The organism is Paraburkholderia sp. (assembly GCF_049581445.1).
Taxonomy (GTDB): Bacteria; Pseudomonadota; Gammaproteobacteria; order Burkholderiales; family Burkholderiaceae; genus Paraburkholderia.
Genome location: NZ_JBAURZ010000151.1, coordinates 76,212 through 89,014, shown reverse-complemented (window position 1 = coordinate 89,014; position 12,803 = coordinate 76,212). Strand labels below are relative to the sequence as shown.

Annotated in this window: 12 protein-coding genes and 1 pseudogene; 4 read left to right on the top strand and 9 right to left on the bottom strand. The window is 61.5% G+C overall.

Features of this window, described 5'->3' with window-relative positions; genetic code table 11:
• From WCA85_RS14280 to WCA85_RS14240, 9 genes and pseudogenes are all read right to left on the bottom strand, one after another.
• A pseudogene (locus tag WCA85_RS14280) lies at positions 1-98 on the bottom strand (phosphodiesterase); the annotation flags it as partial.
• A gap of 86 nt (positions 99-184) precedes the next feature.
• Positions 185-1,300 carry an ABC transporter ATP-binding protein gene (locus WCA85_RS14275; protein WP_424064866.1) on the bottom strand — a complete coding sequence of 372 codons (1,116 nt, stop codon included), beginning with the start codon at positions 1,298-1,300 and terminating at the stop codon, positions 185-187.
• Entirely contained in the window at positions 1,297-2,178 is an 882-nt protein-coding gene (locus WCA85_RS14270) for an ABC transporter permease (RefSeq protein ID WP_424064864.1), read from the bottom strand. The genes WCA85_RS14275 and WCA85_RS14270 overlap by 4 nt, the downstream gene beginning before the upstream one ends.
• Positions 2,178-3,002 carry an ABC transporter permease gene (locus WCA85_RS14265; RefSeq protein ID WP_424064862.1) on the bottom strand — a complete coding sequence of 275 codons (825 nt, stop codon included), beginning with the start codon at positions 3,000-3,002 and terminating at the stop codon, positions 2,178-2,180. The genes WCA85_RS14270 and WCA85_RS14265 overlap by 1 nt, the downstream gene beginning before the upstream one ends.
• Positions 2,999-3,988: an ABC transporter substrate-binding protein gene (locus WCA85_RS14260; protein ID WP_424064878.1), complete on the bottom strand. Its 990-nt coding sequence runs from the start codon at positions 3,986-3,988 to the stop codon at positions 2,999-3,001. The genes WCA85_RS14265 and WCA85_RS14260 overlap by 4 nt, the downstream gene beginning before the upstream one ends.
• Before the next feature lie 213 nt (positions 3,989-4,201).
• Positions 4,202-5,251: a LacI family DNA-binding transcriptional regulator gene (locus tag WCA85_RS14255; RefSeq protein ID WP_424064861.1), complete on the bottom strand. Its 1,050-nt coding sequence runs from the start codon at positions 5,249-5,251 to the stop codon at positions 4,202-4,204.
• Positions 5,252-6,191: 940 nt separating this feature from the next.
• A complete protein-coding gene (locus tag WCA85_RS14250) occupies positions 6,192-6,752 on the bottom strand; it encodes an RBBP9/YdeN family alpha/beta hydrolase (RefSeq protein ID WP_424064859.1) in 561 nt (186 codons plus the stop codon).
• Positions 6,753-7,073: 321 nt separating this feature from the next.
• Entirely contained in the window at positions 7,074-8,054 is a 981-nt protein-coding gene (locus WCA85_RS14245) for a quinone oxidoreductase family protein (RefSeq protein WP_424064857.1), read from the bottom strand.
• A gap of 156 nt (positions 8,055-8,210) precedes the next feature.
• Entirely contained in the window at positions 8,211-9,269 is a 1,059-nt protein-coding gene (locus WCA85_RS14240) for a 3-keto-5-aminohexanoate cleavage protein (RefSeq protein ID WP_424064855.1), read from the bottom strand.
• Between the two features lie 832 nt (positions 9,270-10,101).
• Here WCA85_RS14240 and WCA85_RS14235 point away from each other — a divergent pair.
• Genes WCA85_RS14235 through WCA85_RS14220 form a run of 4 tightly spaced genes read left to right on the top strand, consistent with a single transcriptional unit; the run spans position 10,102 to position 12,502 of the window.
• Complete coding sequence (locus WCA85_RS14235; RefSeq protein ID WP_424064853.1) at positions 10,102-11,223, top strand: porin; 1,122 nt, start codon at positions 10,102-10,104, stop codon at positions 11,221-11,223.
• 28 nt (positions 11,224-11,251) lie between these two features.
• On the top strand, positions 11,252-11,626 hold the full coding sequence (locus tag WCA85_RS14230; protein WP_424064851.1) for a BON domain-containing protein: 375 nt from the start codon (positions 11,252-11,254) through the stop codon (positions 11,624-11,626).
• Between the two features lie 59 nt (positions 11,627-11,685).
• Positions 11,686-12,147, top strand: a complete 462-nt coding sequence (locus WCA85_RS14225; protein WP_424064849.1) for a hypothetical protein — start codon at positions 11,686-11,688, stop codon at positions 12,145-12,147.
• Positions 12,137-12,502, top strand: coding sequence for a hypothetical protein (locus WCA85_RS14220; protein WP_424064848.1), 366 nt, complete (start codon positions 12,137-12,139; stop codon positions 12,500-12,502). The genes WCA85_RS14225 and WCA85_RS14220 overlap by 11 nt, the downstream gene beginning before the upstream one ends.
• Positions 12,503-12,803 lie beyond the last annotated feature (301 nt).

The following is a 12,803-nucleotide window of genomic DNA, read 5'->3' as shown; positions in this document are numbered from 1 at the left end:
GTGATGCAGCGCGCGAGCGCGGCGCCGGTGTCGACGCGCCGGTAGGCGAGACCGCCCGGCCGTTTGACGTGCAGGTCACTGATCTGGGCTAGCAGCATGGTGAGTGTCCTTGAGTCCTTCTAGTGCGGAGAAGCTGGCGCAGGAAAATGCGCGGAAAAGCAGCCGTTTTGCGCCACGTTTTGCATCACGATAGCGCAATCAGCGCGTCGGGGGCGATGGAAATGCCGACGGACGTGCCACGTGCGAGTTCGACCCGGCCCGCGACGTCGACGATCAACGCGTCGGGCGCCGCACCGTCAATCGTCAGACGGGTGCGCTCGCCCAGAAACGCGGCGCCCTGGACGGTGCCGCGTAGTTGGGCGGTGGCCGGGTCCGCGAGACTGGCATCTTCGGGCCGGAAGAACAACTCGCCGGGACCGGCTGCCAGCGTTTCAGAGGTCGATGGCAGCGCCGGGCTATTCTTCGTGTTGGACGCACGTGACATGCCCGCTGTGTCCGAAGCGTTTGAGGTGAAGGGGACGGCGCCGCCGGTGGTCACCAGCATGCCGTTGCGCCGTTCACCGCTGAGCCGGTTGATCGTGCCGATGAACTGTGCGACGGCCCGGTTGGCCGGACGGTAGTAAATCTCGCGCGGTGTGCCGACCTGCTCGATGCGACCCTCGCTCATCACGACGATGCGGTCACCCAGTTCCATCGCCTCGGCCTGATCGTGCGTGACATAAACCGTGGTGATGCCGAGTTCGCGCAGCAGTGCGTTCATTTCGCTGCGCAGCGTGTCTCGCAAGCGGGCATCGAGGGCGGTAAGCGGTTCGTCGAGCAGCAGCACGCGCGGTTGCATGGCGAGCGCGCGTGCGAGCGCGACGCGCTGGCGCTGGCCACCCGAGAGCTGTGCGACCGGTTTGTCGGCGTGCGGCGTAAGACGCATCATGGCGAGCAGTTCGTCGACCCGTTGCCGCGCTACGTCTTTTGCGACCCGTTTGATTTTCAGTGCATAGCCGATGTTGCCGCGCACGTTCAGGTTCGGAAACAGCGCGTAGCTCTGGAACACCATGCCCACCTGACGGCGTTCGATCGGCAGCGCGGTCACGTCTTCGTCGCCGAACGTAATTCGCCCACCTGCATCCGGTGTTTCCAGGCCGGCGATCATGCGCAGCGTGGTGGTCTTGCCGCAACCGGACGGCCCGAGCAGCACCAGCGTCTCACCAGCGCCGATCTGCAGATCCAGCGGTTCGAGCACGCGCGTGCCGCGAAAGGTCTTGCCGCACTGTGCGAGCGTGATGGAAACAGGGGCGAGTTTCATGGTGTGTCGTTGAGACGATCAGGACGGTTTGTCCGCAGGATGTCGCGTTTCGCGGTGGCGCTGCGCTGACCGGTGGCATCGACGCCAAGCCATTGCATGGCGACCAGCAGCGGCATCGTCATGATTAAAAAGAGGATCGTGTAGGCGCTACCGATCTCGATGCGCAGCGACGCATAGGTGTCCGCGAGTCCGACCGGCAAGGTCTTCGTATCGGGCGTATGCAGCATCCACGTAAGGTTGAATTCGCCGATCGAAAGCGTTACCACCGCGAGGGCGCCCGCGACGATTCCAGGTCGCGCATTGGGCAGCACGATAGTGACAAAGCGCTGGATGAAGGTGGCGCCGAGGCTCGCCGCACCTTCTTCCAGCGCACGCAGATCAGAACTGGCGCAGACGGCAGCGACCGCGCGCACCATGAACGGCAGCGTGAACACCACATGCCCGACCACGATGAAGGCGACGCTCATGCGAAACATCGTGAAGCCGCCGTAGACCACCAGCAACGCGAGCGCGGAGGCAAGGCCCGGCAGCGCAATCGGCAAGACGAGAAACTCTTCGATCAGGCGCGCGAGACGGGTCTGGCTTCGCGCCAGTACGTATCCCGCCGGTACTCCGGTGATCAGCGTGATGATGAGCGTCGCCGCCGCGACTTCGAGCGACAGGAACACCGACGCGTGATACTGCGTCCACACTTCTATCAGCCAGCGCAGCGTGAGGCCGCTGGCGATGCCTTTGAAATAGTTGACCGTTAGTCCGGCCATGATCGACATCACGACCGGCAGGATAAGGAAGGCGCAGAGCAATAGCGTGACTAGCCATTGAGCGGCAGCGAACAGAGTGCGAGTCGACAGGTGAGGGTGCGCGCGTCTCGGCTGCACTATGCGCTCGCCGCCACGGCAGAGCCGGTCATGCTGCGCGCCAGTGCCAGCACTGCCCACGTGACGAGACCGAGCAGGATCGACAGGCCAGCGGCCGTCACCATGTTCGCATTGAGCGTGAACTCGGTGTAGATGGTCATGGGCAGCACATCGATATCGGTGGCGAGCGTGAACGCTGTGCCGAACGCGCCCATTGCGGTCGCGAAGCAGACCGCGCCCGCCGCAATCAGGCCGGGCGAAAGCGCTGGCAAGATGACGTCGCGCATGATTTGCCACGGCGACGCACCCAACGAGCGCGCCGCTTCTTCCAGCGATGCATCGAGCCGGGTCGCCGAGGCCATCACCGTGACGATCACGCGCGGAATCGAGAAATACAGGTAGCCGAGAAAAAGCCCGCTCATCGAATAGGCGAAGACCCAGCGCTCTCCGGTGAGCTTGAGCGACAACGCGCCGATCAACCCCTGGCGCCCCGCTAGCATGATGACCATGAAGCCCACCACGACGCCCGGAAACGCCAGCGGAAACGTGAGCAGCGCAAGCAGCGTGCGCTTGCCGGGGAATTCACGCCGCGCCAGCAGCAGACCCGAGATCACGGACAACACCAAAGTCGTCGCTGTCACCGCGGCGGACAGCAGAACCGTAGCGCCGAGACTCGTCATGTAGCGCGGATTAGTGAGGAGTGCGCGATACGTGTCGAACGCGTGGCCGTCGGCGCTCAATTGCGCGAGCGCGGCCATCGGCAGCAACCAGAACGCAATGAAGACAGCGAGCGCCGGCGCCAGCAAGACGATGCGCCAGCGCAGGGCAAACGTGACATCGTTCAATGCATCACCTGTAGATACTGTTCGCCGAAGCTTTGCTGCTTCTCGGCCATCTTGCCGAAATCGACAGCCTTCGCGCGTGCATAGTCGCTCGCGGGAAGAAATTTTGCCGCCATATCGGGGCTCATCGCGACGGCGCGCACGGGGCGCAAGTAGGCCGCGGCCCACAGCTTCTGGCCTTCATCGGAGAGCACGAAATCCAGCACTTTCTTGCCATTCGCTGCGTGCGGCGCACCTTTGACGAGACTCATCACGTACGGCACCGAGATCGTGCCTTCTTTGGGAATCACGAATTCGACGTTGGCCTGATCCTTGTACTTCGCGCGATAGGCGTCGAAGTCGTAGTCGAGCAGAATCGGAATCTCACCCGAGAGAACGCGCGCATAGGCCGTTTGCTTCGGCACGATCGGCGCGTTGGCCTTGAGCTTGCGGAACCAGTCGAGCGCCGGCTGGAAATTGTCGAGGCTGCCGCCGAGCGCCTGGTTGACCGCCACCGCGCCTGCATAACCCACAAAGGCGCTCGACGGATCGAGATAGCCGATCATTCCTTTGTACTCCGGCTTGAGCAGATCGGCCCACGAGCGCGGCACCGGCTTGCCTTCGAGCGCATCCTTGTTGACGAAAAAGCCCAGCGTGCCCGAGTGGATCGCAAACCAGTAGCCTTGCGGGTCCTTCATATTGGCGGGGATGTCGTCCCAGTGCGCCGGTTTGTACGGCTGGATTACGCCTTTGTCCTTCGCCTGAAACGCCGACGATACGCCGAGGTAAACCACGTCCGCCACCGGGCTTTTCTGTTCGGCCATGAGCTGGGCGATCGCCTGGCCTGAGTTCTTGTTATCCGACGGCACGCGGATGCCGGTCTTCTGCTGGATTGCCTTGATCTGGCTCGCCCAGTCGGCCCACTCGGGCGGGCAGTTGTAGCAGATCGCGGTTTCGTCGGCATACGCCGGACCCGGCGCGAGGAGGTTGGTCAGCCCGGCGGCGGACAGTGTCGTCGCACAGAGGGCAAGCGCGCTCACGCGGTTCAGCAGTCGGCGCCAAACGGGACGATGGCAGGAGGGACGGCGGATCACTGCGAGTCTCCTTGAAAGAATGATGGCAACAGTCATGTGTTAGACGCCCGGCCAATGCCGGGCGAATCCCAGACGCATATCAGGGCAATGCAGGGCAAGCTGGCAATGCAGGCCAACTCGGTAGCGCGCCTACGCAAGTGACTGCGTGAAGCGGCTGCGCGGCAGCTCGTTCGAGCTCGAAATCGCGGCGATGGTTGCGCCTTCGCGTAGCGAATGCGGCAGCGTCAACGCGAGCGACGTGCCGCTATAAGTGTGCTCGATGCGAGCCAGCAAGCGGCGCCACGCGGCGCAGCCGATTTCGCGGTTCGGCGCGCAAATGCTGGCGAGCGGCGGCTGCAGCAGTTCGCCCATGGCGAGGCCGTCGAAACCCAGGATCGACATGTCAGCGGGGATCTGCAGACGGGCCCGACGTAATCCACGCATCACCACCATCGCCAGCAGATCGTTGCTGCAGAAGAGGGCAGTGGGGCGGTTGGCGCCGGTGGTCAGATGCGCCAGCACCGAAGGCTCGAGTTCCTCGGCGTTGAAATCGATTTCGAGCGCAGGGGCAGCGGTGAGTCCTGCCTGTTGCATGGCCTGGGCGTAGCCGAGGTGGCGCTGACGGGCGCGATCCGATGCAGCGAGCGTGCCCGCCAGCATCAGGATGCGCCGGTGGCCGTGCGCGATCAGCATGCGTACGCCTTCGTAGGCGGCGAGCCGGTTGTCGACTGCGACCGAGGGGCGGCGCACCGTATCGTTGTGCGTCAGTACGTACAGGAGGCCCGCGCGGTCCAGCTGGTCCAGCAGCGGGTGGGTGTCGGCATCGGCCACGGTGAGGATCAGGCCTTCGACGCGGTGCTCGCGCAGGGTTTCAATCGCGTAGCGCTCGCGCTCGGCGTTGTACTGGGTGGTCATTAGCATCAGCCGGTAACCCTGTGCGGCAGCCAGTTCGTCGATGCCCTGCAGACATTCAGCGAATACCGGATTGGCGATGGTCGGCAGCACGACGCCGATCAGACGGGTGCGCTCGCCGCGCAACTGGCGGCCGAGCACGCTGGGCCTGAAGTTGAGGGCATCGATAGATTGGCGGACCTTGTCGAGCGTGACCGGATTGACCGTGTGCGGCGCGTTGATTGCCCGCGAAACCGTGGCAATCGAAAAGCCCGCGTGTGCCGCGACATCCTTGATGGTGGGAGTCATCGCCGTAATTTGCGCCCGGTTGTAAACGTTTTCGTCGAATCAATTATCGACACCCTTTGTGACTGTGCAATGACGCTGGCGGGGGCAGTTTGGAGGCGCCGCGGGGCAATGGTAGAATCGCGTCCGCCCTGCCGGGGTGATGAAATTGGTAAACATAGCGGACTTAAACTATTGAGTGCCCGACCGGAAACGGCCGGTGCAAAACCCCTCAAATTCGGTGAAACCCCTGATTGCGCGTACCGCGCCCAATCGAGGCAACGCCGAGCCAAGCCCGCCGTCGCACGTGTGCGAGGGTGCGGAAGGTGTAGAGACTAGACGGGGGGCGCCTAAGGCGGTGCGTGTTACGAGGCGCGCCGCGATGGTGAAGGCATAGTCCAGCGCACGAACGGGAATGCCGCCCGGTGTTCCCGGCGTCGAAAGACGTGGTGTGACGAAAATCCGCCGCTTAACAGCTTGCCGGTTCAAGTCCGGTCCCCGGCACCAGCAATCCTTCCGACAAAATCCGGTTAAACCCGGAAACTCCCTGCGGCATAAGGCTTTGCAGCCATTTGGTTCCGACCTGTTCCGCGGTTATCGAGGTGCAGCCGGTGACAATTGGTGGTATCCGTCCGAGTCTCTGCCATCTCGATCGGGAGATACCACTATGCCGCTCACCGATAAGCAGGTCAGGAACGCCCGATACCGTCCGGACGGCACAGGTAACCGAGAAATATCGGCCGTCTGGATGATTCGCTCTGTGCAAGGCGTGATCTCGCAATGACGCGAGCAGCGCCTGAAGCTTCCACGAGCAATTCGAGAATCATCCTTTTTTCGACTGCGGTACCGTGGATGCGGATGATTCCCTCGCCGTCTGCCGAGGTGCAGAGGCATTGATCGTGCACGCCATCGGCGCTTTCTCACAAGCCATGGAGGGAATGTTTTGACTGGCCACGTTAGCTCCTCAACCGAGTTCGTTCAAGAATTCCGCAGCGCGCAGCCACTCACCGAAGCCCGAGGCGGGGTTGAGATGACCGACAGCGCCGACGTTAACCAGGCGGCTACCCCAGGCGTTCGCCAGTTGCGTGACCGCGTCAATCCGCGCAAGGGGGTCATTCGTACTGGCCGCCACGATGCTCGGAAACGGTAGTCGGGTTCGTGGCGTAGGCAACCACCCGTGCTGACCCAGGACATCCATCGTCGGAGAGCCGTCTGGCAGCGGCGATTCGAAATCCGGCGGCGCCGCGAGCAGCGCGCCCTTGATTTCCCGCTGATGATGTAGCGCCCAGTGCACAGTGATCATCACCCCGGCGCTGTGAGACACGAGTACCACGGGGCCGGTAATGCTGGCGAGCGCCTGGTCGAGCGCCTCGATCCGGGCCACGCAACTGAGCTTGTCGTGCTCCAGCGGCGGTACTACGCGCACCTTGGGCAGCTTGCGTGCGAGTATTGTCTGCCAGTGATCCTCGACGTGGTCCCGCAGGCCCGGAACCATCACTACGGTTGGTGGCAAAGATGAGGTCATCGGCTGGACTCCGTGGAAAATATCAATTGCGTATGGGCTGGTCGCGCACACCGTCGAAGCGGCGCAGGTCCTTCACGTCGTGGCTGTGCCTCGGTCCAGACAACAGGATCGCATGAGCCACGACCGCTCGCGAGATCGCTGCACGCTTGTGCATCGCACATTGCTATGGCATGGCATAGGTGGATCGCAGCGCCGCGTACTGCGAAGAGCGCTACCGGCTGCGCGTCCTTAACGACCTGACCATGTGCCGAATCACTGGGCTACATTTTGCAGGCCTAACCAGCCCGACCGTTCGAGTTTCCCGGGAAGTGGACGCAACACTCAAATCACGAAAATGGAGGAGCCTGTGGTTTTTCGAGCCTCCAGATCTTGATGTGCTTGCACTGCGTCCTGCAACGCATACCGCTGATTGATCTCGATGCATATGCGGCCTGCCGCCACATGACCGAATAGCTCATCGACCAGTTCCGCCTTTTCGACCGGGTCGGCGATGTAGTCGGCCAAACCTGGACGGGTCAGGTACAGCGAGCCCTTGCGGGCCAGAATTTGCGGATCGAACGGCGGGATTTTGCCGGAAGCGGTGCCGACGCAGACCATCAGGCCACGGCGCTTGAGGGAGTCCAGCGAGGACATGAAGGTCGCCTTGCCCACGCTGTCGAAGACCACGGACACGCCCACCCCATCGGTCAGTTCGCGCACGCGCGTGGCCACATCCTCATGACTGTAGTTGATCGTGTGATCACAGCCATGGGCGCGTGCCACCTCCGCTTTGGCATCAGTTGAAACCGTACCAATCACCGTCAGCCCGAGCAATTTGGCCCATTGCGAAACGATCAGGCCAACACCGCCTGCTGCGGCATGAAGCAGCACGGCGTCGCCCGCCTTGAAAGGGTAGATTCGGCGCACCAGGTAGGCAGCGGACAAACCGCGCATGGTCATGGCCGCCGCGGTCTCGCAACTGATGGTCTCCGGCAGCTTGATCAGCAGTGCGGCAGAAATCAGGCGCTCAGTGCTGTAGGCGCCCAGTGTGTTGGTGAAGCCCGTGTAGGTCACACGGTCGCCGACCTCGAGATGGGTTACGCCCGCACCGACGGCCTCAATCACGCCGGCGGCCTCGTTACCGAGGCCACTGGGCAACGGAACCGTGTAGGTACCCCCGCGGAAGTACGTGTCGGCAAAGTTAAGACCCACCGCCACGTGGCGCACGCGTACCTCTGCCGGTCCCGGCTCGCCAACCTCAACGTCCTCAAAACGAAGGACCTCGGGACCGCCGGTTTCGTGGAATTTAACGACTTTTGCCATATTGTCTCCTGTTTTGTATCGACTGCTGCAGTTCACCTGCGGCACGCTAGTCCTTAGTTCACCCTTGATCTCGCCAAAAAACTCCGGTCGATGTTGGGGAACTTCAGCCTCAGCGTCAGTCCGTCTAAAGAAAATGCTGGGCGATTGATAGAGGCTTCAGGTCGGCTTGCGCAGGAATCCCTGGTTGCCACCGTTGCGATTGGGCGCGAAGCCATTGGCCTGAAGCGTCTCATCCGCCGTCTCGTAGAAGACTCCAATCTTCATGATCTCCCGTGCCTGTTGAGCTGTCGCGATGGGGCGGCCAAATTCGCCGGCGATACGCACTAACTGCTTGATCTGCTCGACGGAGCTCATCTTGCCTGTGCGGGTCTGATTCCAGAGCACGTCCTCGATGCCGCACCGCACATGCAGGCCCAAGGCGATGCCGATCATATTCACGGGGAGCACGTTGAGTACCGAACTCTCCACCGTGACCACCGCGCCGTCGGGCGCTGCACGCAGAAAGTTGGCCAGGTTGTAGATGTTCGCCTGATCCATGCCGCCGCTGATCGCCACCCAGTTCATCACCAGCGGCCCCTTGTAGACGCCGCGGCGAATCATCCGCTCAATTGTTTCAAAGCTGTTGATGTTGTAGCACTGGAACTCACTTTGGATTCCGGCGGCTGTCAGGCGTCGGATGTGCTCTTCGGCCCAGCTGGGATTCGAGGGGACGATCATGTCCTTGTACGTTGCATACAGGTGCGGGAATCCTCGCGAAACGCCCTTGAAGTCATCCATCCCGGCGTGCTCCGTCACATTCATCTGGGTCGTGTTGACGGTGACAGTCACCTGGTCGGGCTTTGGATCGAGTTCGGCCAGCATATGCCGCGTGTCATCGCTAAGCCATTGAGCGGCTTGACCTTCGGATTCAGGCGCGAAGCTGATGGAGCCGCCCACCTGGATGACCATTTCCGGCACGCGGGCGCGCACTCCGGCGATCAGTTCATTGAACATGGACAGGCGCTTGCTGCCCTTGCCATCGGGTTCGCGCACGTGCAGATGCAGCACGGTGGCACCGGCTTCGTAGCAATCCACCGCCTTCTGGATCTGCTCTTCCATGGTGACAGGAATATCTTCCGGGAAGTCTGAGGGAATCCAACCCGGCGCATAGGGAGCAGCCGTAATAATCAGGGGCTGCTGGTTCTCGGGATACAGGTGGCCGTCAAGGAAGTTCATGGTGATGGATCTCCAAGTTGAAATGCGAATATTGAGAACGCCGAACTGGATGAGAGTGCTTTAGAACCCGATTTGCAGCACCAACTTCGGCACGGCGGTGCGCTGGCGATCCAGCAGGGACATCGTCCGTATTGCCAGGCAACCCGTGCGCTCCGTAGCGAGCGGCTTGATTGACCGCAGGTTGCTGCCTTTCGTGTAGTTGAGGCGTAGGGGTGGAGTCGCCGTTCAGTCTGAATTCCCGATCATCATGGCCTCGATCGCACGGCGCGATGTCATGGGGGAGCAGCATCACAATGCCGGCCATGCACCCATAGCAAAGCGCTTCGTGACTAAAAGGAGCGAGATGCTCCGTCGGAACAAACGCTGAAGCAATCCGCGCTGCAATCCTTCGAGCGGCGTGAGTGCTGTTCACCAATGTCTTCGTAATGGGCGGTGTCGACAGCATTGGATTCCCTCCATTCATTGACTTCGCATCGGCGGCGACAAGGCGAGACCGCCAGTGTGTCAGCAGTGTACCCCCGTTAAATATTAATGTCGACATAAATATAAGTGTGCAATTTGCGGCCGATGTACTAAATGCCTCTGCTTTCGCCGACGCGAGTCTGAGGGTCTGAACATCGTCGCTTGTCACGAAGTCGCATTTCGTTCCGCGTGCCAGCTTGACTCAGTATAAATATTAATGTCGACATAAACAATTTAGGAGGATGATGAGTGTTGTGAGTGTTCGGCAGGCAAGTCAGGTGGTCGCAGGGCAGGCCGTTGAATCGATCCATTCTCAGGCAGGCATCCGGCCGGGCTCGCCCGGTGTTCATAAAAAGCAGAGGAGACGTCAATGAAACTGAAGTGGAGCGCGGTAGCGGCACTCGCGGTATTCGCCGGCGCGGCGCATGCGCAGTCGTCGGTCACGTTGTACGGCGCGATCGATTCGGGCCTCGTCTATCAGAGCACGGCTGCGTCGTCGTTCGCGCCGAACGCCCACAATAACGGGCACGTGTTCGCAGTCAAGGACGGCGGCATCTATGGGAGCTTCTGGGGCCTCAAGGGGAGCGAGGACATTGGCGGTGGCTACAAGGTCAACTTCAAGCTGCAGGGGGTGTTCAACAGCAGTTCCGGCAAGCTCGGTCTGGCCGACACGACGGGCGGTACCGCGGTGTTCAACCAGCAGACGACGGTCGGCATCTCGGGGCCGTTCGGCACGTTCGATGCCGGGAGGCAGTACACGCCGATGATCTACGCGATGGCCGATACGGACGTCCGCTCGGCGCAGTACTTTGGCAGCATCCTGGGCGCGTGGCTTGGACTGAACCAGGCCGCCGGCTGGCCGGGGACGAACACGAACGTGCCGATCGGCGCGCTGTACGACAGCAACGCGCTCGTCTACCAGTCGCCGAAGTTCTATGGCGCGTCGGCCGGGCTCGAGTACGCGCCGGGCGGCGTGCCGGGGCAGATCCAGGGCGGCACGCGCGAGTCGGCGGTGCTCAGGTATTCGAACTACGGGCTCAATCTCGCGGCGGTCTACTACAACGCGCACGACACGAACCTCGCGGCGGCCACGCCGACCGGGCTCGACAACAACCGCTTCTACTATCTCGGCGCGAAGTACACCATCCGCGGCGTATCGGTGTCGGCGTCGTACGGAATTGGCAAGAATCCCTCGAACACGAGCCAGGCGGACTACGAAATGATTTCGGGCGGTCTGGGCTATCAGTTCAACCCTTTCTTCCGGATCACGTCTGGCTTTTACTACCTGAAGGACCGGAACAACTCCGCGAACCATTCCAGTGAATACGCGGTGGGCGCGGAATACAACCTGTCGAAGCGCACGATAGCCTATGCGCAGGTTGGGTACGTCGCGAACCGCGGGACCATGAACCAGACGATCGTGTATGGCCAACCCGTCGCGCCGGGCGTGTCGACCACGGCCGCGATGATCGGCCTGCGTCACAACTTCTGATGATGTGCAATCGGAACGGAGAACAACGATGAAATCGATGAATGGACTCAGGGTGGCACTCGGCGTTGTGATGGCCGTGGCGTCAATCGGCGCCTGGTCGCAGGGCGGCGCGTCGGCGGGAGCGTCGGCTGGCACGGCGGTCACCGCTTCCGGTGGCATGACGGCCAAAGCCGCGCGGCAGGCAAATCGGGCGCTGCGGCGCAAGGTGTACGCGGCGCTGGCGAAACACAAGGAGATCGACGCGGGCGACATCAGCTTCACTGCGAAAGATGGCGCGGTGACGATCAACGGCACGGTCCCGGACGCGTCGCAGATCAACACCGTCGCCGAGGTCGCGAAGGGCGTCGAGGGTGTGACGTCGGTGACCAGCAAGCTCACGGTGCGGCAGCCGTTCGCCCAGTAATGCGGCGCGCGCCGGTTCAGCTTAGGCCGGCCAGTCGTTCCTGTAAGGAAGAATGCGTCATGAAGGTCATCTCTCACCTCGATAAGGTGCGACGCATGGCGTCGCTCCGACAGCATCTCGACCCGTTAGCCGACTTCGAATTGTGGTTCTGGGCCACGTTGACCGCGAGTACCAACGTGTTCAATGCGACGCTTCATCTCGCTGGCCTGACGAGCGATGATCCTGTGTTCTCGACCGTTCCCGGTGTGCACGTTGTGAAGCAGTCGGACGGCAGCTATGCGCGCGAGCTCCGGGGGCCAGGCGATGTGAGCCATGTCGGTTGGCCGGAAATCGAGGGAGAAGTACCGCAGGCAATTCGACAACTCGAACACGCGCTGCGGATTATTGAGCATCATCGGGATCCGTGCATTCGCGGCGATCGAGTGCCGACACAAGTGACCGTCGACGAATGTGAACAAGCCTTTACACAGGTCATGTACATATTCGGGCAGGCACTGAAGGGTGCCGGGTATGAAACGTGAGAATCATCGGCTCAAGGCGGAGAACATCGAGAAGTCGCTGAAGTTGCTCGGCGACAATGACTGGGAAATGAAGATTGAGGCAGCGATGCTGGCCGGGACACACTGGGCGAACTACGCGCTGCATAGCCGCGGCGTCACCTCAGACAGTGAGGACATCGTCCACAACTCGATGCTGATCGTGAGCATGTTGCGCAAGTATTCCCTTGCGGAAGGCGAACTGCTCGGCGCGCTGACAGAAATCGAGGAGCTTCGGCCTCTCTATGTTCGGGGAGACCTGCCGGACGGTTCCCGCGCGGCGGTGCGGGCGGTGGAACTGCTTCAGTTGATCAGCTCGCTTGCCAGGCAGGCGTCATGACTAATCCAGCGGAAAGCATCGCGATGACCCATCCGAACGTCGAATCTTTTGAGGGCATGCGTTGGTGTATCGCAGCTGAGGTGAGGCGGGCGAATCATTCTGGTGTTCATACGCTCCCGACAGCCTGAGCGGCGAAACAATGACCCAAGATCGACCGGACCTGCGGCGGGCGCTATGCGCGGCTAGCCATGCAAGTCATCGCATTTCGCAACCGAGCGCGGTTGAAAAATTGCTGTATTAATGTCGACATAAATAAAATAGCGTGCTATCTTATGCTGACAGATGGAGAGGCAACTTTATT

Excerpts from the sequence above, each read along its gene's own strand:
- WCA85_RS14275 (WP_424064866.1), bottom strand. The coding sequence starts at position 1,300 with ATGAAACTCGCCCCTGTTTCCATCACGCTCGCACAGTGCGGCAAGACC.
- WCA85_RS14255 (WP_424064861.1), bottom strand. The coding sequence starts at position 5,251 with ATGACTCCCACCATCAAGGATGTCGCGGCACACGCGGGCTTTTCGATT.
- WCA85_RS14250 (WP_424064859.1), bottom strand. The coding sequence starts at position 6,752 with ATGACCTCATCTTTGCCACCAACCGTAGTGATGGTTCCGGGCCTGCGG.
- WCA85_RS14245 (WP_424064857.1), bottom strand. The coding sequence starts at position 8,054 with ATGGCAAAAGTCGTTAAATTCCACGAAACCGGCGGTCCCGAGGTCCTT.
- WCA85_RS14240 (WP_424064855.1), bottom strand. The coding sequence starts at position 9,269 with ATGAACTTCCTTGACGGCCACCTGTATCCCGAGAACCAGCAGCCCCTG.
- WCA85_RS14235 (WP_424064853.1), top strand. The coding sequence starts at position 10,102 with ATGAAACTGAAGTGGAGCGCGGTAGCGGCACTCGCGGTATTCGCCGGC.
- WCA85_RS14230 (WP_424064851.1), top strand. The coding sequence starts at position 11,252 with ATGAAATCGATGAATGGACTCAGGGTGGCACTCGGCGTTGTGATGGCC.
- WCA85_RS14225 (WP_424064849.1), top strand. The coding sequence starts at position 11,686 with ATGAAGGTCATCTCTCACCTCGATAAGGTGCGACGCATGGCGTCGCTC.
- WCA85_RS14220 (WP_424064848.1), top strand. The coding sequence starts at position 12,137 with ATGAAACGTGAGAATCATCGGCTCAAGGCGGAGAACATCGAGAAGTCG.